Origin of the sequence: Bradyrhizobium canariense, assembly GCF_900105125.1 — a bacterium.
GTDB lineage: Bacteria > Pseudomonadota > Alphaproteobacteria > Rhizobiales > Xanthobacteraceae > Bradyrhizobium > Bradyrhizobium canariense_A.
This window is the reverse complement of record NZ_LT629750.1, coordinates 13,357-39,607: the sequence shown is the minus strand read 5'-3', so window position 1 is coordinate 39,607 and position 26,251 is coordinate 13,357. Positions and strand designations below refer to the sequence as shown.

Here is a 26,251-nt window from a genome sequence, read left to right as displayed (position 1 = left end):
AGGTACCCCGGAAGTTATCTTTTATTCCTACAGCGGGATCGGAGTCTATCGTCGACAGCTCGTCGCTGAAGCGGCTAGACTTGACAGCACAACAGAACCAGCGATCTGTGCGCTGCAAAATAAAATTGAAACCGGGAGAGATTGAGATGAGGGGCCCAAGGTTTGCGCTGGCGCTTGCGGCAACATTGCTCGCCGCCCCGGCCCTGCTTGCGGCGCCGTGCCGGGCGCAGGATTATCCGACGCGCCCGGTCAGGATCATCGTTCCCTTCGGCGCGGGAGGACCCGCTGACGTCACGGCCCGCCTGATCGGCAACAGCCTGCAGGCCAGTTTCGGCCAGCCCTTCGTGGTCGAAAACCACACCGGTGCGGGCGGCGTGATCGGCACGGTCGAGGCCGTCAAGTCGGCTCCGGACGGCTACACGCTGCTGATGATGTCGAACACCCAGACGGCGAATGAATCGCTGGTGCCGCAACGCAAATATGAATTGATGCGCGATCTGGTGCCGATCGCACCGATCAATTATTCCGATCTTGTGATTGTCGTGAACCCGCAAGTTCAGGCCAAGACGCTGCAGGAATTCATCGCTCTCGCCAAATCGCAGCCGGGCAAGCTGAACTTCGCCTCATCCGGCCAGGGCACGCCCTATCACATGGCCGGCGAGCTGTTTAAGACCATGGCGGGTATCGATGTCGTGCATGTTCCCTACCGCAACAGCGGCGATGCGCGCAGCGGCGTCATCGGCGGACAGGTGCAGATGATGATCGACGCAGTGACGACCATGGCGCCCAACGTCAGCGCCGGCCAGGTGCGCGCGCTCGCCACGACAGGCAAGATGCGCTCCGACGTGCTGCCGGATGTACCGACCGTTACCGAAGCCGGCGTTCCCGGCTATGAGGCAACCATCTGGCTCGGCCTGATGGCGCCGGCCGGGACGCCGAAGCCGATCATCGACAAGCTCAATGCCGCGGTCAATGCCGTAGTCAAGCGGCCGGACGTGGTCAAGCTCTGGGCCGAACAGGGCGCGCTTCCGATGTCGATGACGCCGGAAGAGTTCGACAAATATCTGCGCGGCGATATTGTAAAGTGGGCTGACGTCGTCAAGCGTTTCGCTGACAAGCCGCAATAGAGCACGGTCCCTGATGTCCGGCATTCGATTCCGCCTCAATGGCGTCGAGACCGAAGTCGATGCCGATCCCGATCTGTCGCTGCTGTCGGTGTTGCGCGGGCGGCTCGGCATGATCGGTCCGCATTTTGGGTGCGGCGCCAACGAATGCGGCGCCTGCAACGTCATCATCGGTGATCATGCCGTCGCCTCCTGCGACACGCCGCTGTGGTCGGTTGCGGACAAGGACGTCACCACGATCGAGGGTTTAGGCAGTGAGCAGGCGCCGCATCCGCTGCAGCGCGCCTTCATCGCCGAGCAGGCCATGCAATGCGGCTATTGCATTCCCGGCATCCTGATGAGCGCCGCCGCGCTCTTGAAGCGAAACCCCTCCCCTGATAGCGCCGACGTGAAGGCAGCACTGGATCGCAACCTGTGCCGCTGCGGATCGCACAATCGAATTGTTAGGGCGGTGCTGCGCGCGGCCAACGAGATGGCCGCGCGATGACCGAGCCCTCGCCCTCCCCGCCTGTGGCGAAGTTGCCGGTCAGCCTGGCGGCGAATCCAAAGCTATCGTCATGGGTGCGCTTCTCGCCCGAAGGCCAGGTGATCGTCTCGCCGGGAAAGGTCGAGATCGGGCAAGGCATCGTGACGGCGCTGGCGCAGATCGCCGCCGACGAACTCGACGTCGATATCACCCGCGTGCAGATGATCCGCGCGTCGACGGCCGGCAGCCCCAATGAGGGCGTCACGTCGGGCAGTCTTTCAGTGCAGCATTCGGGGCGCGCGCTACGCCACGTCTGCGCCGAAATCCGGCGGATCTTTCTGACAGCGGCGTCGGATCGGCTGGGCGTCGATATCGATGCGCTCGACCTCAAAGACGGCACCATGTCGGGTCCCGGCAATGCACAGACCAGCTATTGGGAACTCGCCAGTGAGGTTTCGCTGGATCGGCAGGCAACTCCTGACGTGACAGCCAAATCGCCGGCGCAACGCGCGCTTGCCGGCAACTCCGTGCCGCGGGTGGACCTTCCCGACAAGGTTTTTGCGCATCCGCGGTTCATTCACGATTCCGCACTGCCCGGGATGCTGCACGGCCGCGTATTGCGGGCGGAATTGTCGGGCGCGAATCTCGTCGAACTGCGCGAGGACGGCGCGCGCGCGGTTTCGGGCCTCGTCGCCATCGTCCGCGACGGAAATTTCCTGGCATTGGTCAGCGAAACCGAAGAAGGCGCCGAAGCCGCGCTTCGCGCTCTGAGCAAGGGAGCCTCGTGGTCGTCAGGCGAGACGCTGCCCGACGAAGATGGCCTCGCCGAATGGCTGAAAGCCCAGCCGGTCGAGTCGGTGGTGATCGATAAAAAGACGGCATCCCAAAGGGCCGGAAAGACCCGCACGATCCGGCGGCAATATACCCGCCCCTATATTGCGCACGGATCGATCGCGCCGTCCTGCGCCATGGCGCAGTGGACCGGCGATCGCGTGCGGGTCTGGACCCACAGCCAGGGCGTCTATTTTCTGCGCAGCGATCTTGCGCTGGTTCTCAAATTGCCGCTCGAGAATATCACCGTCGAGCACATGGAAGGCGCCGGCTGCTACGGGCATAACGCTGCCGACGATGTCGCGCTCGATGCGGTTCTGCTGGCGAAAGCAGCCGATGGCCGCCCGGTCCGCGTGCAATGGTCGCGCGCCGACGAGATGTCGCACGCGCCGTTTGGCGCGGCGATGGCGATCGAGATCGAGGCCGATCTCGATGCCAAAGGTGAAATCGTTGAATGGCGTCACAGCGTCTGGAGCAATGGTCACACCGCGCGGCCGGGGCGCGCGAGCCAGCCTGCACTGCTCGCGGCCACCGAAATATCCAATCCGTTTCCGCGCTATATCTCGACCAACCCGCCGCAGGCCAATGGCGGCGGCGCGGATCGCAACTCGATACCGCTCTATGATTTTCCGTCGCAGCAGATCGAGTGCCATCGCCTGCTGACCATGCCGATACGGACGTCGGCGCTGCGGACGCTTGGCGCCCACGGCAATGTCTTCGCGATCGAGTCGTTCCTCGACGAACTGGCCAGCGCGCGCGGCGAGGATCCGGTCGATTTCCGGCTGCGTCACTTGCGGGATCCAAGGGCAAGGGATGTGATCCGTGCTGCGGCTGCTCGAGCCAACTGGAAGCCAGCTAGACAGGCCGGCATCGGTCATGGCCTCGGCTTTGCGCGCTACAAGAACACCGGCGCCTATTGCGCTGTCGTCGCCGAGATCGAGGGCGCTGAAGATATCAGGGTGAACCGGTTGACGATCGCGGTCGACGTCGGCGAAGTCATCAATCCCGACGGCGTGATCAACCAGATCGAGGGTGGCGCGATCCAGGCGACAAGTTGGGTGTTGAAAGAACGCGTTCGTTTTGACAGAGAACGCATCACCAGCAACACTTGGACCAATTATCCCATTCTGCGTTTCAGCGAGGTACCGGACGTGCAAGTCGAGATCATCCCGCGGCCGGAACTGGAGCCGCTCGGCGCAGGCGAAGCCGCCCACGGCCCGGTCACCGCCGCGATCGCCAACGCCGTATTCGATGCGCTGGAGGTGCGGGTGCGCAATCTGCCGATCACGCGCGATAGTCTGATCGCGGCGATGGAAATGACCTCATGAGCGCCCTTAACATCCTCAGCGGCGGCGCAGCCCAGGGACTGGTCGGAAGCCTCGCACCAAAATTCAAGGCGATGACCAGCCTCGACATCGCAGGCGAGTTCGGCGCGGTCGGCGCCATGGCCGACAAGCTGCGCAACGGCATGCCCACCGACATCGTTATTCTGACGGCGGCGCTCGTCGCCAGACTGGCGGAGGAGAAGCTCGTCGTCCCCTCCTCGATCTCGGATGTCGGCTTGGTTGAGACTGCACTCGCCGTTCGCGGCCGCGATCCCAAGGTCGAGGTGACCGACGCCGCAACGCTGCGTGCGGCCTTCCTCGCTTCCGATGCGATCTTTGTGCCGGACACCAAGGCCTCAACCGCCGGCATTCATGTCGCGAAAGTGCTGGGCCAGCTCGGCATTGCCGACGAGGTCGCCGCCCGGCTGAAAATCTTTCCCAATGGCGCCACTGCCATGCGCCATCTCGCGGCGTCCGACGCTGCAAAACCGCTTGGCTGCACGCAATCGACGGAAATCATCAGCACGGAGGGCGTGACGCTGTCGGGGTCGCTGCCGCGAGGCTGCGACCTCGCGACGATGTACACGGCAGGCGTGACCACGCAGGCCGCGAACACCCGGCAGGCGCAAGCGCTGATCGATCTGTTGATCGGAGCCGATCAGCAGGAGGCACGCACCCGCGCAGGCTTTCTCAGCGGTGCGAGATAGCGGCGTACGGATTCCGCGGGCTTACTTGGCCAATTGCGTCAGGCCGGTCGGCGGGCCGTCAATGCCGGTCCAGCCGCCGTCGACGAACAAGGTGCTGCCGCTGACATAGCTTGCGGCGTCGGAAGCGAGATAGGCGACGGCGGTTGCGACTTCGTCGGCGCTGGCCCAGCGGTTCAGCACCGTATGCGCCGCGTAGAGATTATAGATATCGGGCCGCTGCTTGAACGGTCCGGTCAGCGCCGTCTCGGCGATGCTCGGCGCGATCGCGTTGACGCGGACGCCGAAACGGCCGACTTCGGAGGCAAACCCCTTCACCAGCAGGCCGATCGCAGCCTTGGTTGAGCCATAGACCGCAAGTCCCGGCTCGATGGTGACGGCGCGCACGGAGGAACACGCGATCAGGCTGCCGCCCTTCTGGCTGGTCATGATGCGGCCGAAGGCCTGAAAGAACCACACCGTGCCCTTGATGTTGAGGTTGATGACGCGGTCGAGGTCTTCCTCGGTGTAATCGAGGATGGTTTTGCGGATGTTGAGTCCAGGCGTCGTGACCGCGATATCCACGCGCGAAAATTTCTGCAACGCTTTCGCCGCAAGCGCGGTGACATCGGCTGCGTCAGCCGCGTCGCACGTGGTCGCTTCCGCCGCGCCGCCATTGTTGCGGATGCCGGCGGCGGTGGCTTCCGCGCCTTCGGCCGCCATATCGGCGCACAATACGCTTGCGCCGAGCGACGCCAGCGCTTCGGCCGATGATTTTCCGATGCCGGAAGCTGCGCCAAGCACCACTGCGGTCTTGCCGGTGAGATCGAAGAGTTTGCGATAGTCGGTCACGACTGAAGTTCCTTTTGTGCACAGAAGCGAAACGTCTCCCGCAATGAGGCGAGCAATCCGCTTGATCTTTGTCCAGATCAGTTCATATACTAATATATTAATTGGCAAGGCAAACCAATGCCGGCGCGTGCGACGAAAAAGACGGAAACATCGGGCCATCCGGCGGCGTCGGGCGTTCGCCGCAGCGGCCGGCCGCGTGGCGAAACCGCCGCGTCGAGGATCTATTCCGACCTTCGCACCGAGCTCGTGTCGCTGCGGCGCCGTCCCGGCGAAGCCGTCTCCGAGGCGGAGATCGCCCTCTCCTACGGCGTCAGCCGTACGCCGGTTCGCGAAGCCATCCTGAAACTCTCAGACGAAGGTCTGCTGGAGATATTCCCGCAGTCGGGCATGATCGTTTCGCGCATTCCGATTGCGGCGTTGCCGGAAACCATCATCATCCGCAAGGCGCTGGAGGAAACCACGGCGCGGCTCGCGGCGGAGCGCGCGACGTCGAGCCAGATCCTGGCCCTGCGCTCGATCCTGGAACGCCAGCGTGAGGCTGACGCCGCTGGGGATGGCGATGCCTTTCATCAGGCGGATGAAATGTTCCACGCAACCATCGCAGAGGTCGCGAGATATCCCGGAATTTGGAGACTGATCCAGCAGGTGAAAGTCAATGTCGACCGCTACCGGCGCCTGACGCTGCCGCAAACCGGACGGATCGCCCAAGTGATCAGGGAGCATGAGGCCATCCTGACCGCGATCGAGGCGCATGATCCGGCGGCAGCGAGTCTCGCGATGGGCAACCACCTCGACCGGTTGCTTGGCGATATCTGCGCCACGCAAAGCATCAATCCGGAGTTTTTCGACGAGGCGAACTGAAAGCAAAGCCAACAAAACAAACAGATAAAGAAGCGCGACCAAAAAACAACGCGCAATCGGGAGGTGATGATATGAACGGCCTGTTGAATTTTCGTCCAGTTGCGACGTGATGCGCGGTAGCGCCATGGATGTCGCATTGTCGAACGCCGGAGAACCGATCGCACTTTCCGGCGCGGTGGGATCGCCCGCCCGGCGGGAAATCACGCCGCTACGCTACGTCGATCTCGCGGCCGAAGCGGTGATAGTCGCGGCGCTGTTGGGTGAGCTCGTGCTGGTGCTGGCGAACGTTGCCGCACGTGTCTATTTCGCCCGCTCCTTCCTGTGGACCGACGAGATCGCCCGGCTGGCGCTGTCGATCCTGGCGTTTATCGGCGGCGCGGTCGCCTACCGGCGGCGCGATCACGCCTTCGTCCGCGTCATTCTCAGCCGGCTCCCTTCACGCGGCGAACGCGGATGCCTGGCGCTCGCTGACGTCGTCGTGCTGTTCGTCGCCGGGATCACCGGTTACGTCTCGATCGAATTCTTAAGTTCAAGCTGGGGCGAATACACGCCGATCTTCCAGATGCCGGCCGCGCTGATTGCGCTGCCGCTGCCGATCGGCATGGTGCTGCTGATGCTCTATGCCGCGGTCAATCTCCGGCGCGAACACGGCATGATGGCGCTCGGCGTCGGCGCCGCGTTCGCGGTGACCATCGCGGTGGCCGCCTTGACGCGCGATATCTGGCTGCCGTGGCTTGGCGACGATGCCGCGATCATCGCGGCGCTCGGCCTGTTCTTTGTCGCGATCCTGGCCGGCGTTCCCGTTGGCTTCGTGCTGCTGCTGTCGACTGCGATCTATCTGTGGGGAACCGGAACGGCATCGCTGGTGGTGCTGCCGCAGACCATGGTCAACGGCACCGGCAACTTCATTCTGCTCGCCGTGCCCTTCTTCATCCTCGCGGGGCTGGTGATGGAGCGTGGCGGCATCAGCATCCGCCTGGTGCGCTTCATTCACGCGCTGGTCGGCCACATGCAGGGCGGCTTGCTTCAGGTCACCGTCGCCAGCATGTATCTGGTATCGGGATTGTCAGGCTCGAAACCCGCCGACGTCGCCGCGGTCGGCACTGTGATGCGCGACGAACTGCGCGAACGCCATGGCGCGGCTGAAGGCGCGGCCGTGCTCGCCGCCGCTGCCGTGATGGGCGAGACCGTACCGCCGAGCATCGCCATGCTGATCGTCGGCTCGATCACCAGCGTGTCTGTCGGCGCGATGTTTATCGGCGGCCTGATACCGGCTGCGGTGATGGCAGTCTGCCTGATGGTCTTGATCTATGTGCGTGCCCGCGCCAGCGGAGCGCCCCGCACGCCGCGCGCCAGTGGCGCGGTCATGGCCCGCGCAGGGTTGGGCGCGATCCTGCCGCTCTTGATGCCAGGCAGCCTGCTCGCGGGCATCCTGCTCGGGATCGCGACGCCGACCGAGATCGCAGCACTTGCGGTCGTCTACGGCCTGCTGCTGTCGACACTGGTCTATCGCGAAATGAGCCTGAACGGGTTCATTCGTATTGCGATCGACACGGCGGCCCTTACCGGCGTTCTGCTTTTCATTTTTGCGGCAGCATCGAGTTTCTCCTGGACGCTCACGGTCGCCTATCTTCCGCAGCGGCTGGTGACGTTGCTGCAATCGGTCGGCGACAGCCAGACCATCTTCATGCTCTGCTCGATCGTCCTGCTCATCCTGGTCGGCGTGCTGCTTGAAGGATTGCCGTCGCTCAACGTGCTTGCGCCGCTGTTGATTCCAATCGCCGGAAAACTCGGCCTGAGCGAACTGCATTATGCGCTGGTGCTGATCATTGCCATGGGCATCGGCGGCTTCATGCCGTTTGCCGGTGTGGGATTCTATGTCTGCTGCGCTGTGATGCGCTGCGACATCGAGACGGCATCCCGCGCCATGCTGCCCTATCTCATCATGCTCATCGCGGGATTGCTGATCGTGGCCGCCGTGCCGTGGTTCACGCTCGCTCTGCCGCATTATTTCGGTTTCAACGGATAATTCCGCAGGCAATGCGGATCAAAAACGACAGGAGGATACCAATGGATCGCAGAGATTTCCTGAAGACCAGCGTCGGCGCCGCCGGACTGACCATCGCCGCGCCCTATATCGCGCGCGCGGCAACCATCACCATGCGCTTTGCTCACTTCGCCGAAGAAGGCCATCCGGCCAACATCGCCGCCAAGCAATTCGCCAGCCAGGTCGAAAAACGCACCGATGGCGCCATCAAGATCGCGATCTTCCCCAACAATCAGTTGGGTGGGCCGCCGGAACAGGCCCAGCAGATCAAGCTCGGCACCATCGATATGGGCCTGCCGACGCAGGGACAGCTCGACAAGTATGACAAGGCATTCGCCACCATCGAACTGCCCTTCATTTTCAATGGGCGCGAAGACGCCTTCCCGATCCTCGACGGTCCGGCGATGGAATGGCTGGCGCCGCTGGCGGAAAAGCAGGGCTTTGTGCTGCTGCGAAACTGGGAATACGGCTTCCGCAACGTCACCAACAGCGTCCGCCCGATCAATGAGCCCGATGACATGAAGGGCCTGAAGATCCGCACGCCGCCCGAGCTGCAAATTCAGGCCTCGATGGAAGCGCTCGGCGCCGTCGTGACGGCCATCGCCTTCCCCGAACTCTATCTGGCGCTCTCGCAAAAGGTGGTCGACGGCGAAGAAAACCCGATCGCGGTGATCTATTTCAACAAGATCGCCGAGGTGCAGAAGCACTTGGCGCTGACCCAGCATGTCTACAACAACATGATCCACACCATTGGCGTCAACAGCTGGAAGCGCCTGACCCCGGAACAACAGGCGATCTTCCACGAAGAAAGCAGAAGCTCCGGCGAGTTGATGCGCAAGCTGATCGCCGATGCCGAGACCGACCAGATCGACAAGCTGCAAAAAGCCGGGATGCAGGTCACCCGCCCCGATCTCGCGGCGTTCCGCGCCAAGATGGAGCCGGCGTACAAGCGCATCGCGGACTATGCGGGCGCGGACAACGTCAAGAAATTCCGCGAGATCGTCGACAACTATCACAGCGCTCATAAAGGATAGTTCTGCGGCGCGTCCGGCCGGGAAAATAAAATAATAGCGCTTTGGTGAGGCTTCTCATGAAACGCCGTGATTTTATCAGATTGAGCGCGGGTCTTGGGGCGGCCGGCCTGGCGACGGGCCTGACGCCGCCAGCACCGGCCGCCGCGCAGACCAAAATGGTGTTCAAGGCCTCCGACGTTCAGCCTCCCGGCTATCCGACCGTGGCGGCGGCGGAGAACCTGGGCAAGAAGCTCGAGGCGGCGACCAACGGGCGGCTCTCGGTCCGGATGTATCCGTCGATGCAGCTCGGGGGAGAGAAAGAGACCATCGAACAGACCCAGATCGGCGCCGTTCAGCTCCTGCGCGTCAGCGCCGGAGCCGTCGGCCCGATCGTCGACGAGATCAACGTCGTCAACATGCCATTCCTGTTCAGGAACGTGGCGCATGCCGAAAAGATGATGGACGGGCCGATCGGCCAGGAGCTGCTCGACAAGATCACGGCCAATGCCAATGCCCAACTGGTTGCGCTGTGCTGGATGGATGCTGGCGCGCGCAGCCTCTACAACACCAAGAAGCCGATCAAATCGATCGAAGACATCAAGGGCCTGAAATTCCGCGTTATCGGCAACCCGATTTTCATCGACATGATGAATGCGCTCGGCGGCAACGGGGTTGCGATGGGCTACGACCAGGTCTTCAGCGCGTTGCAGACCGGCGTGATCGATGGGGCCGAGAACAATCCACCGAGCTATGTCTTCAGCAATCATTATACCGCGGCGAAATATCTCTCCCTCACCGAGCACCTGATCATTCCGGAAGTGCTGATGTTTTCCAAGAGGACATGGGCCACGCTCTCGGCGGACGACCAAAGCCTGATCAAGAAGTTCGCCCGCGAAGCGCAGCTCGAGGAGCGCGAATTCTGGAACAAGTATGAGCAGCAGGCGATGGAGAAGGCGAAAGCGGCGGGCTGCCAGATCACCGAGATCGCCGACAAGAAGCCGTTCCAGGACGCGGTCAAACCGGTGTGGGACAAATATGGCCCGAAATATCAGGACATGATCAACCGCATCAACGCCATCGCATAGAAGTTTTGCGCGCACTCAAAGCGCGAGACGGCGATCGAACGCTCCATCAAGGCAGAGCCTGACAATCGGGAAGCTTGGGAATGGCAGGATTGTTTCGTCGAACGATGGACTACCTGTATCTCCTGTGCGTGGTGGTCGGCTGTATCGCATTGGCGTTGATTTCGGCCATTATTCCCTGGGCGGTATTTACCCGCTACGTCCTCAACAGCGCGGCATCATGGCCGGAGCCGCTGGCGGTGCTGTTGACCATCCTGCTGACCTTCATCGGTGCTGCCGCAGGCTATCGCGTCAATCTGCACATGAGCGTTTCGTTCTTTGCCGACAAGCTGCCCGCGGAATTGCGGCGGCTGCTTGATCTGGTGGTGCAGTTGCTGATGGCGCTAATCGCGGTCTTCATGATCGTCTGGGGCACCCGGCTCGTCGAAGTCACCTGGCACAATACGATTGCAGATTTTCCGTTCCTGTCGGTCGGCGTCACCTATTTGCCGATACCGGTCGGCGGGGTTTGCCTGCTGCTTTTCATCATTGAACGCATTTTGCTCGGGCTTCCGCCGGAGGCCATGCCTCAAGAACGCGAAGTGGCACCGTTCGACTAACCGGGGAAGCATGCCATGGACATCTTCGTTCTACTCGCGGCCATGCTCGTGTGCTTTGTCATCGGCATGCCCATCGCTTACTCGCTGGCTTTTGCAGCGATCGCGGGCGCCTGGTGGATCGGAATTCCGCTGGAAGCGGTGATGCTGAAGATCTCGGACGGCGTCAGCAAGGTGGCGATGCTGACGATTCCATTCTTTGTGCTGGCCGGCGCGATCATGGCCGAAGGCGGCATGGCGCGCCGTCTCGTTGCATTTGCAGATGTTCTCGTCGGATTTACCCGGTTGCGCGGCGGCCTTTCGATCGTGAACGTGCTGGCAACCACGTTCCTGAGCGGGATTTCCGGCTCGGCGGTCGCAGATACCTCAGCGATCGGCTCGGTGATGATTCCGCAGATGGAAAGGGCCGGATATCCGCGCGTGTTCGCAACCAACCTCACCATCACGTCTTCGGTGCAGGCGCTGCTGGTGCCGCCGAGCCACAACGCGGTGCTGTATTCGCTTGCGACCGGCGGCACGATCTCGATCAGCGCCTTGTTCATGGCCGGCGTCTTTCCCGGGCTCCTGCTCGGCTTCTCGCTGATCGTTCTCTGCCTCGTCATCGCTTACCGCGACCGGCATCCCCCTGGCCAGACGGCACCGGCGAAAGACGCCATCAAGATCACGATCGATGCGGCCTGGGGGCTGGTGACGCTCGTCATCATCCTCGGCGGCATTCTCGGCGGCATCTTTACGGCGATAGAGGCCGGCGCGGTCGCGTGCATCTGGGCCTTCTTCGTGACGATGTTCATCTATCGCGATTATCGCTGGCGCGACCTGCCCGCTTTGCTGCACCGGACCTTGCGCACCGTGGCGATGGTGCTGACCCTGATCGCATGCGCTTCCAGCGTCGGCTACGTGATGGCGCTGACGCAGATGCCGGCGAAGATGACGGCATTCTTCCTGTCGATATCGAGCAACAAATACGTCATCCTGTTTCTGATCAATATTCTGCTTTTGGTGCTCGGCACCCTCGTCGACATGGCGCCTTCCATCCTGATCGCGACACCGATCCTGCTGCCGGTGATGCAGAATTTCGGGGTCGATCCTGTTCATTTCGGCATGATCATGCTGCTGAACCTCGGCATCGGATTGTGCCACCCGCCGGTCGGCTCGATCCTTTTTGTCGGATGCGCGGTCGGCAAGGTCACGATCGAGCAGGTGATGCGGAAGATCTGGCCGTTCTACACGGTGATGTTCCTGGTGCTGATGCTCGTCACCTATGTACCGGAGATTTCGCTTTGGCTGCCACGGCATGTGTTGCGGTGAACGTGCCCTGCGTCAGCGAACCTGCCCTGGCGTCTGCAAACGCGAAGGTTTGATCGGCCATAGGCTTGCGCGATCGCATCGCGTCCAACATCATGCTCGATCCGGGTCAACGGGATCGTCCCATCGCGAGTTGACTGACGTCGCACTGAACAAGGATGAACAGCCATGCGGATCGAAAATGTCGCCGACCTCATCGCGGAAACCCTGATCCAGGCGGGAGTAAAGCGCATCTTCGGCGTGGTCGGGGACAGCCTGAATGGCTTGACCGAGGCGTTGCGCAAACGAAAGACAATCGACTGGATTCACGTTCGGCATGAAGAGGTGGCGGCCTTCGCGGCCGCTGGCGAAGCGCAGATCACGGGCGAACTCGCCGTCTGCGCCGGCTCGTGCGGTCCGGGCAATCTCCACCTCATTAATGGCTTGTTCGATGCGCACCGCAGCCGCACGCCAGTGCTGGCGATCGCGGCGCAGATTCCTTCCGGCGAGATCGGGGGCGGCTACTTTCAGGAGACCCATCCGCAAGAGCTGTTCAGGGAATGCAGCCACTATTGCGAGCTGGTCTCCGATACGGCCCAGCTGCCTTACGTGTTGGAGAACGCGATCCGCGCAGCAGTAGGCCGACGCGGCGTGGCGGTTCTGGTGATCCCCGGCGACGTCGCGCTGCGGTCATCGCCCAAGCGTGGCATTTCACCGAATGCCGGGCTGCTGCCGGCCGCGCCCATTGTTCGCCCGGCCGAACCGGAATTGACTGCATTGGCGGAGCTTTTGAATAACGCCAAACGCGTCACGCTGTTCTGCGGTCGCGGCTGTGCCGGCGCTCACGACAGCCTGATGCAACTCGCCGAGATGCTCAAGAGCCCCATGGTGCACGCATTGGGCGGCAAAGAGCATGTCGAATTCGACAACCCCTACGATGTCGGCATGACCGGCTTTATCGGCTTCTCTTCCGGCTACGCCGCCATGCACGCTTGCGACGTGCTGCTGATGCTCGGGACCGATTTCCCCTACAAACAGTTTCTGCCTGATGACGCCAAGATCGCCCAGGTCGATATCCGGCCGGAGAATCTCGGCCGCCGCTGCAAGCTCGACCTCGGCATTGTCGGCGACGTCGGCGCCACCATCACAGCGCTGCTGCCGAAGCTCAAGGCAAAGACCGACAGCAAGCATCTCGATGCCAGCCGCGCCCATTACAAGAAAGCCCGTGCCGGGCTGGACGAACTCGCCCGCGGCACGCCGGGCCACAAGCCGATCCATCCGCAATACCTGGCGCGCTTGCTCAGCGAGCAGGCCTCCGAGGATGCTGTCTTCACGGCCGATGTCGGCACGCCAACGATCTGGGCGGCGCGCTATCTCGCGATGAATGGACGCCGCCGTCTCATCGGCTCGTGGGTTCACGGCTCGATGGCTAATGCGATGGCGCATGCAATCGGCGTTCAGGCGTCGCAGCCGGCGCGGCAGGTGATTTCGATGTCGGGCGACGGCGGATTTGCCATGCTGATGGGAGACCTCATCACGCTGACGCAGATGAAGCTGCCCGTGAAAGTCGTGATCTTCAACAATGGCATTCTTGGGTTTGTGGCGCTGGAGATGAAAGCCTCGGGATTCGTCGAAACCGGAGTCGATCTGCAAAATCCTGATTTCGCAACCATGGCCCGCGCCATGGGTATCCACGCGGTGCGGGTGGAGGATCCCGGTGAGTTGCCGAATGCGATCCGGGACGTACTGGCCCATGATGGCCCGGCGGTCCTCGACGTCGTGACCGCAACACAGGAATTGTCGATGCCGCCGACGATCACCGCGGAACAAGTCAAGGGTTTCAGTCTTTGGGTGCTTCGAGCCGTCATGAGCGGCCGCGGCGACGAGGTTGTCGATTTGGCAAAGACCAACCTGCTACCGCGCTGACTTTTGCCTGGTCAGGTGAGAACCGGATGATCCGGTCTCGCCTTTATGTGCATCGATTAGGCTTGGGGGAATTCAACTCCCCTCGGAAGGCTTGGCCGGCCCCGCAGCTTTACCGCCGGCCGCGATAAGACGGGCCAGCGCCGCTTCCTGCCGCATCCATTGTTTTCTGGGCTTCGCCGGATAGCCACCCCAGATTTCTCCTGCGGGAACGTCGTTCATAACGCCCGAGCGCGCGGCGACCTGTGCGCCCCTGCCGATCGTGACGTGCGGCGCAAGGCCGACCGAGCCGCCAAGGGCGGCATAATCCTCGAGCGTCACGCTGCCGCTCAGTCCCGACTGCGCAACGACGATGCAATAGCGGCCCAGGACGACGTTGTGTCCGATCTGACATTGGTTATCGATCTTTGATGCCTCTCCGATCACGGTGTCTCTGATGCCGCCACGGTCGATCGTGGTCGCCGCCCCGATCTCGACGTCGTTCTGGATGATCACGCGGCCGGTTTGCGGAACCTTCAGCGGCTTGGCGCCTGTGATGTAACCGAAGCCGTCCTGCCCGATGCGGCAGCCGGGATGGATCACCACGCGATCGCCGATCAGCGCGTGCATGATGGATGCTCCGGCGCCGATCACGCAATCGCGGCCGATCGACACATTGGGCCCGATCACGGCGTTCGCGGCGATAATGGTTCCTGCGCCAATCTGGGCGCGAGGTCCGATCACGACGCCCGGGTCGACGGTTACCTCGCTCTCCAGCCGCGCCGTGGGATGGATGGTCGCGCCCGGCGCAATATCATTGCCCTCGAACAGCGAGGCCGGGCGCAGCGACTGAGGATATAGCGCGCTGTGCACGGCGACGAACGCGCGGTAAGGCTCCGATGTGCGCAGCACGATGAGATTGTCGGGCGCCCGCCCCTCAAAACGCTCCGGCATCAGGCAGGCTCCGGCGCGCGTCGTCGCCAGATCATCGGCGTATTTATTGCTGTCGATGAAGGTGAGATCCGCCGGCCCGGCGAGTTCGAGCGGGGCGACGTCCTTGATCAGGTGCTCAGGCCGCGTCGCGTCACGGGCTTCAGCACCCGTCAGCGAAACGATCTGGGCAATTGTCAAACCCGAAGGGCGTTCAAAGAATCCTCGTTTGCCCATATCTCAATCCCTGACCATGAAATGACCGGAAAACCCGGTCATCGAAATCCCGCTGACGACAGGCTCTTCTAAACTGCATTTATGCACGTGCGGCAATAGCGGCGAATTCAATTATGGCGCTGTGAGAACGCCATACCTCGCCGCTCTCTTGCAGCAAGAGCGGAAAAACGCCAGCATGACGATCCGGCACACGGCCGGCCATCACTGCCAAAAAGGGTACCAATCGTGAAGATTGTCGATCTCAGTCGAGACCTCTACCTACGCACCCCCAGCTATCCCGGCCATCCTCCCACGTTCCAGGCGATCTGGAAGACCCACGAGGAGTCGTTTACCGAGTCCGGCAATGTGCATGGGCTCGCCTCGATGTTCGTCTCGATGTCTGATCACGCCGGCACCCATATCGACGCACCCCGGCATTTCGGCAGGAGCGGCATCCCGATCGACCAATACCCGCTGGAGAAGTGCATTGTGCCGGGGATCTGCCTTGACCTGCGCCACATCGCGCCACGCGCCGAGATCACATCTTCCGATCTGGCGGCGGCGGTGAAGAAGGCAGGCGTTGCCGTGCCGAAGGGCGGCACCGTCCTGCTCTGTACCGGTCATCACGAACGGACCTTTCCGCGCAAGGAATATTCGACCGACAATTCCGGGGTGAATGTCGAGGCCACCGAATGGCTGGCGAAGCAAGGCGTTGTGCATTTCGGCATCGACTCGATGCGGCCGGGCCCCGATGGCAAGGTCAATTCCCTCGTTCACAAGGCCTGCCTCGACCTCGACATCACCCACATCGAAAGCCTGTGCAATCTGGAAGCATTGCTCGGCAAGGGCCAGTTCACCTTCATCGGTCTGCCGATGAAATTCCGCGATGGCACCGCGTCGCCGATCCGCGCCGTGGCCGTGTTCGACATGTAGGCATCGGTATGAGGAAGCAGAACCGCGCAAAGCGAGCGTCGCAAGGGGAGAAAACACCGATGTCAGATAAGCAACCCACGCGTCCATCGCGCCGCGCGGTTCTGCGCGCCACCGGCCTTTTGATGAGTGCGGCTGCGACATCCAGCCTTCGGTCAACGGCAGCAAAGGCCGCGGGCTATCCTGACCACACCATCAAGATCATCGTGCCCTTTGCCTATTCCGGCCCGACCGATATCATGGCGCGCATCCTCTCGACTCATCTCGGAGATGCCATCGGCGCCTCCGTGATCGTCGAGAACAAGCCGGGTGCCGGCGGCAATATCGGGATCGGCTTTTCGGCACATGCCGAGCCGGACGGCTATACGCTGCTGCTCACATCGAGCGCCTATGTCGTCAATCCCGGTCTCTATGCCAAAATCCCCTATGACCCTTACAAGGATTTCGCGCCGATTGCCGAACTCGGAACCTCACCAAATGTCATTCTGGTCGATCCGAAGCTTGGCATAAACTCCATCGCGGAGCTGATCGCACGGGCCAAGGCCCATCCCGACGAGCTCAATTATGCGAGCCCGGGTGTCGGAACGACGCCGCATCTGTCCGCCGAATTATTCAAGATCGTCGCCGGCGTCCAGATCACGCATGTGCCGTTTTCCGGCGCGGGCCCGGCGATCCAGGCGATCCTCGGCGGCACCACGCAGGTCGCGTTCGCCGCATTGCCGCCGGCGCATCCGCATATCGAATCCGGCGCCTTGAAGGCGCTTGCCGTCACCGGCGCCCATCGCTGGTTCGATTTGCCTGAAGTGCCGACCATGGTCGAACTTGGCTACAAGGATTTTATTTCCGATACCTTCCAGGGCTTTCTGGCACCGGCGAAGACCCCGCCTGCCGCAGTCGAATTGCTCGCAGCCAAATCGATCGAGATTCTCAAGCGCCCCGTCATCACCGAGCAATTGCAGAACAATGGTTTCGAGGTCATCGCCAATGGACCCGATGGCATGCGAAAGCGCATCGACGACGAGGTGCCGAAATGGCGCGACATCGTCGCCAAAGCCGGCATCAAGCCTGTCTGATCCGATCGGTCTCGCGCCTCGCCTGTCAGCACCGGCAGCGTGGAGTTCCTGCCTGTCCAATATCGGCGGATGAGACAAATCGGCGAGATAATAGCCATGTCCGACCGTACGGGCCCTTTCGGCGGCTTGGACGAGTGACAAAAGATTTTTGTTTCAAAATTTTTCCGACGCGACCACCCCGCAACACGAAGCAATGTAGCCGCAGGGCCATGGGAAGACTTTGTTAAGATTATTAACCCTATCTTTCGAGCAGTTCGCGTTGTCGAAGAGTTACCTAGGCGTAATCCACTTCTGACCGGTAGCACCGGTCGGACCTCTCCGATTTCACCGCCTTCCTTACAGGCGCCCTTCACGTGAGCTCGCCATGACAAATCAATCCGCAGCCGGAAATCATATCGTTTTGGGCGAACGCGCGCCGTGGTTCAGTGCGCAGCTGATCCCGGGCGGGTCGTTCGACCTGCAGGCGAGCGCCGGACGCTGGGTCGTACTGAGCTTCTTCGGGTCACCCGCAAATCCGCGAGCAAACGCGGAGTTCGCCAAGCTGCTGAGCCAGGCCGATCTCTTCAAGGAAGATCACCTGATCGTGGGCTGCGTATTCACCGAGCCGCCTGAAGATATCGCAAAACTCGCCGAAATCAGCAGCAGTGCGCTGTTCTTTCTCGCCGACTACGATGGCGCAATAAGCCGATCATACGGGGCGCTCGAGATGCCCCGCACCATCGTGCTTGACCCGATGTTGCGGGCGGTCGCCGATATTGCATGGGATTTCCCGCAAGGGCACGCCGAAGCCGTAGGCGGCGTTCTGCGCAATCTTCCAGCGGTGGACGACTCCGCAGGGGTTCCGATGTCCGCACCGGCGCTGATCCTGCCACGCGTCTTCAGTTTCGAACTTTGCGATTTTCTGATCCAGTTCTACGAACAGCAAGGTGGCGAGGACTCCGGCTTTCAATTCGACATTGCCGGCAAGACCACGACACTGTCGGATTGGAGGCTCAAGCGTCGCAGCGATGTCATCCTGGCAGTGCCCGAAATTCGCGATCTCATACGCAACCAGATCGTGCGCCGACTGCTTCCCGAGATAGAGCGATATTTTCAGTTTCAGGTTACGCGAATGGACCGTTACATCGTCGCTTGCTACGACAGCGAGGTCGGCGGCCATTTCCACCGCCATCGCGACAACCTCAATGCCGGGGCGCAACATCGGCGCTTCGCCGTCTCGATCAATCTTAACAGCGACTTCGACGGGTGCGATCTGATGTTTCCGGAGTTTGGCCGCAAGGTCTACCGGCCGCCGGATGGCGGTGCCCTCGTGTTTTCATGCGGCGCGCTTCATCAGGTGACGAAGATCACTCGCGGGAAACGTTACGCGTTCCTGGCGTTCCTCTACGGAGAGGAAGACGCGCAGAAACGTGAAGCCAATAATTCAAGGCTGCATATCGGCGAGAGACAATACCTTGGGGATCAGGACCGCTTGTTCCCGGAGGACGCCGAGTTGCACCAAATGACACACGTTGCGTAGCGAGTAGCTTTCCACTTCTGTGCAGCCGCAACGGCTGAATCGCCGGCTACTGCGATTTGTATCCCGGAACGTTCAAACATGATTTTGCGCCGCTCTCGCTTCGTTCATCAGTTGCCTGTTAGCAAGGACCGCACGTTGATCGTCCATGCGATCAGCCATATGCGCTTGCCAGCCGATCGCGATATCAGCGCGCTTGTGGAATATTTTGCTGAACCCCGGCGCATTCCAGAAGATTGCGATGCCATGACGGCCTTGCTTCCGAATACCGGCGACCCGCCAGCGATGTTGCGCGATGCCGTCGAACGCTCGGTCATGGAATTGCTGTCGCGTGAAATTCTGACCGAGAAGACTCCGGAGGAAGAATTGGCTGCGGTCGGCGCCAAGCTCGCCTCCAGCCATGGACGCGATCCTGCTGAAATTATCGATCGCTATCGCCGCGATTTGAAGGAAGGAGCGGAACCTTATTGGGCCGTCGGCGCTTCCTATGGCCTTGACGATTTCAGCGAAGCCCGCAAACGCGTCGACATCATTCTGTTCGGCGATTGCGACATCCAGATGGAAGCTGATTTTCTGCGCCGGGAGGCGGCGCGCCGAAACGTCGATTTGCGTGTATCGGCGACGTTCCCCGACGACATTCGTTTTGCAAGCGAGCACAAGCACGACGCCGTGTTGATCGGCGCGTTGCGGGCTCGACATCTTGTCGCCGAAGACCTCGCCAACGGCTTTAATCCTCATGCCGCCTACATTGCTCATGCCACCGAGCTTCTAACCAAGCTCCGCGAGCTGACATCCGCCCCCATCCTGATCGATAATCTGCCTGAACCGACAGTGCAGCCGCTGGGACTTGCAGAACGAGGCGTGAAGGGACACCGTACCCGGTTCCGGCTGACGAATGTTGCCCTTGCCGAACTCGCGAACGCCTTTTCTGACGTTTACGTGGTCGACATAGCCGCCGCTCTGGCCGCGGTGGGCTCTGAAAGGCTGCTCGACGATGGACAGGTGGGATTCACCCATTTCGGTTCGCCGGGGTGGATGCTGCAGCGGCCGGAAAGTGAAAAGGCTGCCGTCCACGATATCTTCCCGGATACAGCTCCGCTGGCCCACGCCGTTGGTGGTGACCCTTACTGCCGTGAGACGGTTGTAGCGGAGAAGCATATCGATACACTGGTCACCGTAACGGGAATCGGGCGCAAGAAATGCGTTATTCTGGATCTTGATGGCACCTTGTGGCCGGGTGTGCTTGCAGAAACCGGCAGTCCATTTGCATGGACGCCGCAAATCAGCGGCGCGTTCTCCTTTATCGGGCTCTATTTCGGCCTGCATGAAGCGCTGCTGTGTCTCAAGAAGCGCGGCTTCGTGCTCGCCTGCGTCAGCAAGAACGACGAGGCGACTGTGCGCGAGTTATGGAAATATCCTGACCATTACCCGACACAGCGATTGCTCAAGCCTGATGACTTCGTGACATTACGCATCAACTGGAACAATAAGGTCGACAATATCCGCTCGATAGCGGAGGAATTGGGCTTCGGGCTCGACACATTCCTGTTCATCGACGACAGTCCCGTTGAACGCGACCGCGTCCGGCAGCGATTGCCGGAGGTGGAGGTCTGGGGTGAGGATCCCTTCGGCCTGCGCAGGCGTCTGCTCAACGATCCGCGTTTACAGATACCGACCATTACCGCGGAGGCGACGGCGCGCAGCGCGCTGGTCAAGGCGCAGATCGCAAGGCAGCATCTGCGAGCCGAAATTGTCGGAGAGGCGCAATATATCGAATCGCTTCAGATTCAATGCCGGATCGAACGCCTGACCTCGACCTCAACGAAATTGGCAAGGGTCGAAGAACTGTTTCAGCGCACGACTCAGTACAATACAACAGGCAGAAAATTCTCCTCGAGCGAATTGGCCGCGCTGGTCGGAAACCCGAACGCGCTGCTCTTTGCGATCGACGTGTCGGACCGCTTGGGAGACCACGGGATGGTAGGCGCCGCCGTCATTGTCGACCACGAGATCGTCGGGTTCGCGGTCAGTTGCCGCGCGCTGGGAATGGGCATCGAGCATACCTTCCTGCGCCATATTCTGGATGAAATGAAGGATTCATCGGTCCCCCTGCGCGGGCGAATAATCCCAACACCGCGCAACATCCCCGCACGTAATCTCTACCGTGACAATGGTTTCGCGGAAGCAGAATGCGGACTTTGGGAATTCGCAGCACCGACGGCCAGCCATGGCTTGTCGAGGCCGTCAGTTTTCACAACGTCTGTGGTAACACCTCTCGGATCTGGCGCGACAGCCTGACTTGAGGCCGTCACCCGCGCCAAGGCGGACGAAGGCCAAGTATTGCGCTTGCCGTCACGAGGACATGCGCTGGCCACTCGTCCGCGGCCGAAGCGCTTGACACCCAATGAAACGTGGCTTTCAGAATACCGGTAGCAGAAAACGAAAACACCGGAGGGAAGCGCCATGGCGCGAAAGCTGATCGATATTTCCGTGCCACTGCAAAACGACGTGCCGGCCGATCCGCCGGGCATCCATCCGGTCATTCAGTACAACGACCATCAGAAGAGTCTGCCACGGATGCTGGGCTTCTTCGAAGGCCTGAAGGCGGAAGATCTGCCCGATGGACAGGGCTGGGCGATGGAAACCGTGGAGCTTTCGACCCATAACGGCACGCATCTCGACGCGCCCTATCACTATCACCCAACGATGAATCGTGGCGAGCGGTCATGGACCATCGACGAGGTGCCGCTGGAGTGGTGTCTGCAGCCCGCGGTGAAGCTGGACTTCCGTCATTTTCCCGACGGCTATGTCGCAACTGCCAAGGATGTCGAAAACGAACTCAAGCGCATCGGCCACACGCTGTCGCCGCTCGAGATCGTCGTGGTCAACACCAGCGCCGGCGCCAAATACGGCCGGCAGGATTATGTCAATTCAGGCTGCGGCATGGGCTACGAAGCCACGATGTATCTGCTGGAGCGCGGCGTGCGCCTCACCGGCATCGATGGCTGGAGCTGGGACGCGCCATTTGTCTACACCGCGAAGAAATTCGCCGAGACCGGCGATGCCAGCCTGATCTGGGAAGGCCACAAGGCCGGACGCCACATCGGCTACTGCCACATCGAAAAACTGCACAATCTGGAGCTCTTGCCCTCGACCGGATTCACGGTGTCGTGCTTCCCGGTCAAGATCGAGCGGGCTTCGGCCGGCTGGACCCGGGCCGTTGCAATCATCGATGGATGAAGCGTGCACGCAACCCCATCGATGCGACACAACGGGCCGAATGCGTCAGTGGACTTTGACGGTTCGGATTGGCGTGTCCGGTCGCGCGAGCTGTGTCGGAGCCGTTCGCGGTGGGCCGAACTCGGCCTGCACGGCCTCAGAGATCCAGCTTGATGCCAAAGGTTGGGTGATCGCCAACCCGACCAGCGCGATCACGAGAAGCACCGGCAATGCAAAAAATCCGACGCTCCAGCTCCGCTCGGTACGGTCCTGGTTTTCGTCTCTTGGATCGAATGAGCCGTGCATGGTAGCCTCCACGGAATGGATCTGCCTCACCGTGGACTAGCGCAAAGCGGCTCAAACGAATGTTAGCTGCATCACATTGGCGGCGATAAACATCTGGAAGTGAGCTGGCACCGGCCGGCATACGACACGCGTTCCCCCGCGCTCCGGCATTTTCTGATTCACTCAGAACCGAAAAGCTCTAGTCGCCCTCGCCCGCCGATCCTGCTTCGGCCAATGCCAGAAGCGGCGCGGTATCGAGCACAACGATGGCCCCGTGTTCGAGGCGTACCCAGTTTCGTGCCGCCCAGACCCGCAACTGCTTGTTGATGCTTTCGCGGGTCATGCCGACCATTTCGCTGATTTCCTGTTGCGTAATGGCGATCGTTCGGCCGGCCGGCGCGAGCTTGTACTTCTCCGTCAGGCGAATGAGCGCACCGGCAAGCCGGCCCGGCAAATTCTGAAGAATGACCTGTTCGACCTGGTCGCTGGTCCACCGCAGCCGCGTGCAAAGCAGCTCGATGATTTTCATGCTGAGCGCCGGATGGCTTGCCACGAAAGGAAGAAAATCGCGACGGTCGATCGCCAAAATCTCGCAACTGGTATTCGCGATGGCATCGGCTGTCCGGACCTGCCCATCCAGCACCGCGATTTCACCGAAAGGCTCGCCGGCGCCGATCAGATTCAAAATCGCGCTGCGGCCGTCGGCGGAGGAGATGCTGATCTTCACCGTGCCGCTGATCACCGCAAACAAACTGTTGCCGGGATCGCCCTTGGAAAAGATCGTGGCTCCCCGTTTCAACGTCGAATGCTTGGCGTAGCGGCAGAGCTGGTCGAGCGCTTCCGGCTCGAGATCGCAAAAAAACGGATGCGCGCGCAGGACCGACAGCGTGCTGCGGGCAGCTGACCGCAGCTCAACCTTTTTGTCGTGGGGAACGCTTGTCACTGTCATTTGACGAGTTGCGTCTTCCATCATCGAGCGATCACAGGCGTGGCCGATGAGAGTTCTCAATCCGCCGCATAGGTATACGCCAGCATCGTGCGCACAGCAACAAAGGGACTGGATTTTCGCTAAAGTTTCAACGAGTTGCTAGGGAAAATTGCGACCCTCGGTTGACGCTATATTGGCACACCACCCGGGGGGCGGCGCATGCGTTCGGGGTCACCGCCTCAATGTCGCAAATGCCTTACTCGTTAACAATACCCATTTCCTTGATCACGCGTGCATATTTGGCGAGTTGATCACGCGTCAAGGCGCCCAGTTCCTCAGGCGAGCTGCCGCGCGCCGCGAGACCCACCTCCTCCAGCTTGCGGCGAACTTCCGGATCCGCGAGCGCCTTGATAACTTCCGCGTGCAGCCGGTCGACGATGTCTTTTGGCGTGCCTGCCGGGGTCAGGATTGCAAACCACGAATTGAACAGGAAGCCGGGCAGACCTGATTCCGAAACAGTGGGCACGTCGGGAAACTGTGGCAACCTTTGCTCGGTAGAGACACCGAGCAGCTTGACCTGGTGACCGCGCACCAGCGCGGCGACAGTCCCCAGCCCCTGAAAGGCAACGGGGATTTGGCCGCCCGCAACATCGGTCGCAGCCTGTGTCGCACCCTTGTAGGGCACATGGGTCAGCGATATCCCGGCCTCGGATGCAAACATCGCCATCGCCAGATGCTGCGGGCTGCCTGGCCCTCCCGAACCGTAGTCGATCTTGCCCGGCGCCGCCTTTGCGGCGGCGATCAGATCCGCCGCGGTCTTGTAGCTGGTCTGGTTGCTGGCGATCAGCCCCCACTCCACCGTGGCGACAAGCGATACCGGCTCGAAATCCTTCAGGATGTCCCAACGCATTTTGGATTGCAGGTTGGGCACCATGGTCATGATGCTGTCATTGAACCCGCCAATCGTGTAGCCGTCCGGCTCCGCCCTTGCGACCTGCTCTGCACCAATCAGCCCCGAGGCGCCCGGCTGGTTGATGATGACGATTTGCTGGCCCATGTTATCGGCCATCTTCTGCGTCACGATGCGCGCCGCGACATCGACCGCGCTCGCCGCCGCCAATGGCACGATCATCCGGATAGGCCGGTCAGGATAGACCGACTGCGCATTCGCACTGGAACTGACAAGCAGCGCGAGCGCCGGGACGAGCGAGTGCAGCAAGCGCATCCCAAGCCTCTCCTTCTAGATGGCGTTTCCGAGCAGGATCTTTTTTGGGCATGATTGCTCTATCCCCTCCCGCTTGGCAATGTGCGCGATGAAGAAACAAGAAAATCTTGCCGGCCTATCGGTCGCCGGCCACAGGAAACGTTGGCCGCGCGCCAGGGAGCACGAGAATGACCACCCGAAGAAATTTCTTGAAGGGCGCGGCTGCGACCGGAATTGCGTTTTGCAGTTGCGGCATGCTGGATGCCGCCCGCGCTCAACCGGGGACGGCACGCCTTCCGGTCAAGGTCGACGGCAAGCGCGTTAGGACCATCGACGTTCACGCTCATTGCTATTTCCATGAAGCCATTGATCTGATGGGCGATGAGGCCAGCAAGGTTTTGCCGCCGGTCAAAGGAGTTCCCGAGCACTTCATTGTCATCGAGCAGCGTCTCAAAGAGATGGACGCGATGGCGATCGATATGGAGATTCTGTCGATCAATCCTTTTTGGTACGGCAAGGATCGCGATACGGTCGAGGCGATCGTCAATCTACAGAACGAGAAGCTGGCTGAACTATGTGCATCGCGTCCGGACCGGTTCGGGGCCTTCGCGTCGCTGGCGCTGCAATTTCCCGATCTCGCGGTTCATCAGCTTGAGAACGCGGTCAAGAAGCAGGGATTGCTTGGCGCGGCCATCGGCGGCAGCGTGGCCGGGACCGACTTCTCCGATACAAAATTTCACCCTGTATGGGCCAAGGCCGAAGAACTCGGCGCGGTTCTCTTCATCCATCCGCAAAGCACGCCGCAACTCGCGTCACGCTTCAAAGGTAACGGCTGGCTGTCGAATACGATCGGCAATCCGCTCGACACCACGATCGCTCTGCAACATCTGATCTTCGAAGGAACGCTGGACCGCTTCCCCGGCCTGAAAATCCTCGCGGCACATGGAGGCGGGTATCTCGGTTCCTACGCTGAGCGTAGCGACCATGCCTGTTTCGTGTCGCCGCAAAATTGCGATTCAAACATCACGCTGAAAAAGAAGCCTTCCGAATATCTGAATCAGCTCTATTTCGACGCCATGGTGTTCACCCCGGAGGGATTGCGGCATCTGGCAGCACAGGTCGGGGCCAGCCAGATCATGCTCGGTACCGATCATCCAATTCCCTGGGAGCAGCATCCGGTCGACCACGTCTTCGCTACAACGTCGCTCACCGACAAGCAGAAGGTGGCCATTCTTGGCGGCAACGCAACGCGCGTGTTTGACTTGAAGGAAACGTGACGCAGATCGTCCGGCTTTGCGTCGGCCGGTTTCCTGCGGGACATTTCCGGCGCCAGCGCGGCCAAACCCACCGATCTTTGTAAACGCCGCCTTTACCAAGCCAAATCGTACACCATTTCGACTCATGGAACGTTCACACACGGCCGTCATCGTCCGACCTAACAAGGGGATGCTGACATGTCGCGAATATTTGCCCGCTTTTCGGCGGCGATAGCTCTATCGTTACTGCTGACCGCTTCGGCCAGCGCGACGCCGACTTGTCTGCCTGACAAACAGCCCTTTGAACTGACCGGTGACACCGTTCATTGGACGATGACCATCGCGCCCGGCGCCGACTGTATCCAGGGCCTGCGCTGGTCATACATGCAGATCTATAATGTTTCGGTCATGACGCCTCCGAAGAACGGCAAGATCGTCATGGTCGGCCCCGGCTTCCGGTACTTTGCCAATCCCGGGTTCAAGGGATCGGACACTTTCGCGCTGTCCGTGCTGGGAAAGAACAAGCGGAACCCAGGAAACTCGACCGTCCAGATCGAAGTCAAACCGGGATCATCCGGCGTACAGCTGTTGTCTTCGAATTAGACCGAATTCGGACACAAGCAACCGT

Annotated in this window: 23 protein-coding genes; 18 read left to right on the top strand and 5 right to left on the bottom strand. The window is 61.0% G+C overall.

From position 1 onward, the window contains the following. The first annotated feature begins 146 nt into the window (after nucleotides 1-146). Genes BLV09_RS00180 through BLV09_RS00165 form a run of 4 tightly spaced genes read left to right on the top strand, consistent with a single transcriptional unit; the run spans nucleotide 147 to nucleotide 4,453 of the window. Nucleotides 147-1,127 (top strand): tripartite tricarboxylate transporter substrate binding protein, encoded by a 981-nt coding sequence (locus tag BLV09_RS00180; protein ID WP_146685876.1) that lies wholly within the window; start codon nucleotides 147-149, stop codon nucleotides 1,125-1,127. Nucleotides 1,128-1,140: 13 nt separating this feature from the next. Continuing rightward, nucleotides 1,141-1,611, top strand: coding sequence for a (2Fe-2S)-binding protein (locus tag BLV09_RS00175; protein ID WP_146685875.1), 471 nt, complete (start codon nucleotides 1,141-1,143; stop codon nucleotides 1,609-1,611). Beyond that, entirely contained in the window at nucleotides 1,608-3,749 is a 2,142-nt protein-coding gene (locus BLV09_RS00170; protein ID WP_146685874.1) for a xanthine dehydrogenase family protein molybdopterin-binding subunit, read from the top strand. Before BLV09_RS00175 ends, BLV09_RS00170 begins: the two co-directional genes overlap by 4 nt. Continuing rightward, entirely contained in the window at nucleotides 3,746-4,453 is a 708-nt protein-coding gene (locus BLV09_RS00165) for a molybdate ABC transporter substrate-binding protein (protein WP_146685873.1), read from the top strand. The genes BLV09_RS00170 and BLV09_RS00165 overlap by 4 nt, the downstream gene beginning before the upstream one ends. A 21-nt stretch (nucleotides 4,454-4,474) precedes the next feature. Here BLV09_RS00165 and BLV09_RS00160 read toward each other — a convergent pair whose 3' ends face one another. Beyond that, a complete protein-coding gene (locus BLV09_RS00160) occupies nucleotides 4,475-5,281 on the bottom strand; it encodes an SDR family NAD(P)-dependent oxidoreductase (RefSeq protein ID WP_146685872.1) in 807 nt (268 codons plus the stop codon). Between the two features lie 117 nt (nucleotides 5,282-5,398). On the opposite strand from BLV09_RS00160, the gene BLV09_RS00155 reads away from it, so the two are divergent. The 7 genes from BLV09_RS00155 (at nucleotide 5,399) to poxB (ending at nucleotide 14,090) form a co-directional block, all read left to right on the top strand. Then, complete coding sequence (locus BLV09_RS00155) at nucleotides 5,399-6,142, top strand: GntR family transcriptional regulator (protein ID WP_146685871.1); 744 nt, start codon at nucleotides 5,399-5,401, stop codon at nucleotides 6,140-6,142. A gap of 124 nt (nucleotides 6,143-6,266) precedes the next feature. Then, nucleotides 6,267-8,171: a TRAP transporter large permease gene (locus BLV09_RS00150; RefSeq protein ID WP_167558575.1), complete on the top strand. Its 1,905-nt coding sequence runs from the start codon at nucleotides 6,267-6,269 to the stop codon at nucleotides 8,169-8,171. A gap of 41 nt (nucleotides 8,172-8,212) precedes the next feature. Further along, on the top strand, nucleotides 8,213-9,223 hold the full coding sequence (locus tag BLV09_RS00145) for a TRAP transporter substrate-binding protein (protein ID WP_146685869.1): 1,011 nt from the start codon (nucleotides 8,213-8,215) through the stop codon (nucleotides 9,221-9,223). Between the two features lie 56 nt (nucleotides 9,224-9,279). Continuing rightward, nucleotides 9,280-10,287: a TRAP transporter substrate-binding protein gene (dctP, locus tag BLV09_RS00140; protein ID WP_146685868.1), complete on the top strand. Its 1,008-nt coding sequence runs from the start codon at nucleotides 9,280-9,282 to the stop codon at nucleotides 10,285-10,287. A gap of 80 nt (nucleotides 10,288-10,367) precedes the next feature. Further along, the gene (locus BLV09_RS00135) at nucleotides 10,368-10,883 is read left to right on the top strand and encodes a TRAP transporter small permease (RefSeq protein ID WP_100382939.1); all 516 of its coding nucleotides are present in this window, start codon (nucleotides 10,368-10,370) and stop codon (nucleotides 10,881-10,883) included. Nucleotides 10,884-10,898: 15 nt separating this feature from the next. Next, nucleotides 10,899-12,188, top strand: coding sequence for a TRAP transporter large permease (locus BLV09_RS00130; RefSeq protein WP_146685867.1), 1,290 nt, complete (start codon nucleotides 10,899-10,901; stop codon nucleotides 12,186-12,188). Between the two features lie 165 nt (nucleotides 12,189-12,353). Further along, nucleotides 12,354-14,090: a ubiquinone-dependent pyruvate dehydrogenase gene (gene poxB / locus BLV09_RS00125; RefSeq protein WP_146685866.1), complete on the top strand. Its 1,737-nt coding sequence runs from the start codon at nucleotides 12,354-12,356 to the stop codon at nucleotides 14,088-14,090. Between the two features lie 72 nt (nucleotides 14,091-14,162). Here poxB and lpxD read toward each other — a convergent pair whose 3' ends face one another. Continuing rightward, complete coding sequence (gene lpxD, locus BLV09_RS00120; RefSeq protein ID WP_146685865.1) at nucleotides 14,163-15,233, bottom strand: UDP-3-O-(3-hydroxymyristoyl)glucosamine N-acyltransferase; 1,071 nt, start codon at nucleotides 15,231-15,233, stop codon at nucleotides 14,163-14,165. Nucleotides 15,234-15,458: 225 nt separating this feature from the next. Between lpxD and BLV09_RS00115 the strand changes: the two genes are divergently transcribed. The 5 genes from BLV09_RS00115 (at nucleotide 15,459) to BLV09_RS00095 (ending at nucleotide 21,971) form a co-directional block, all read left to right on the top strand. Next, complete coding sequence (locus tag BLV09_RS00115; protein WP_167558574.1) at nucleotides 15,459-16,145, top strand: cyclase family protein; 687 nt, start codon at nucleotides 15,459-15,461, stop codon at nucleotides 16,143-16,145. Between the two features lie 59 nt (nucleotides 16,146-16,204). Further along, nucleotides 16,205-17,215, top strand: coding sequence for a Bug family tripartite tricarboxylate transporter substrate binding protein (locus tag BLV09_RS00110; RefSeq protein ID WP_167558573.1), 1,011 nt, complete (start codon nucleotides 16,205-16,207; stop codon nucleotides 17,213-17,215). A gap of 364 nt (nucleotides 17,216-17,579) precedes the next feature. Beyond that, entirely contained in the window at nucleotides 17,580-18,734 is a 1,155-nt protein-coding gene (locus BLV09_RS00105) for a 2OG-Fe(II) oxygenase (RefSeq protein WP_146685862.1), read from the top strand. A 135-nt stretch (nucleotides 18,735-18,869) separates the two neighbouring features. Then, nucleotides 18,870-21,029, top strand: coding sequence for an HAD-IIIC family phosphatase (locus tag BLV09_RS00100; protein WP_167558572.1), 2,160 nt, complete (start codon nucleotides 18,870-18,872; stop codon nucleotides 21,027-21,029). 165 nt (nucleotides 21,030-21,194) lie between these two features. Then, the gene (locus BLV09_RS00095) at nucleotides 21,195-21,971 is read left to right on the top strand and encodes a cyclase family protein (RefSeq protein WP_146685860.1); all 777 of its coding nucleotides are present in this window, start codon (nucleotides 21,195-21,197) and stop codon (nucleotides 21,969-21,971) included. Between the two features lie 45 nt (nucleotides 21,972-22,016). Here the strand turns inward: BLV09_RS00095 and BLV09_RS00090 are convergent, their stop codons facing one another. The 3 genes from BLV09_RS00090 to BLV09_RS00080 all read right to left on the bottom strand — a co-directional run bounded on the left by BLV09_RS00090 (nucleotide 22,017) and on the right by BLV09_RS00080 (nucleotide 24,388). After that, nucleotides 22,017-22,256, bottom strand: a complete 240-nt coding sequence (locus BLV09_RS00090; RefSeq protein WP_100382948.1) for a hypothetical protein — start codon at nucleotides 22,254-22,256, stop codon at nucleotides 22,017-22,019. 178 nt (nucleotides 22,257-22,434) lie between these two features. Continuing rightward, complete coding sequence (locus BLV09_RS00085; protein ID WP_146685859.1) at nucleotides 22,435-23,184, bottom strand: Crp/Fnr family transcriptional regulator; 750 nt, start codon at nucleotides 23,182-23,184, stop codon at nucleotides 22,435-22,437. Nucleotides 23,185-23,419: 235 nt separating this feature from the next. Continuing rightward, nucleotides 23,420-24,388, bottom strand: a complete 969-nt coding sequence (locus tag BLV09_RS00080) for a Bug family tripartite tricarboxylate transporter substrate binding protein (RefSeq protein ID WP_197685015.1) — start codon at nucleotides 24,386-24,388, stop codon at nucleotides 23,420-23,422. A gap of 167 nt (nucleotides 24,389-24,555) precedes the next feature. Between BLV09_RS00080 and BLV09_RS00075 the strand changes: the two genes are divergently transcribed. Both BLV09_RS00075 and BLV09_RS00070 read left to right on the top strand, forming a co-directional pair. After that, entirely contained in the window at nucleotides 24,556-25,644 is a 1,089-nt protein-coding gene (locus BLV09_RS00075; protein ID WP_146685858.1) for an amidohydrolase family protein, read from the top strand. A 177-nt stretch (nucleotides 25,645-25,821) separates the two neighbouring features. Next, complete coding sequence (locus BLV09_RS00070) at nucleotides 25,822-26,226, top strand: hypothetical protein (protein ID WP_100382950.1); 405 nt, start codon at nucleotides 25,822-25,824, stop codon at nucleotides 26,224-26,226. Nucleotides 26,227-26,251: the final 25 nt, after the last annotated feature.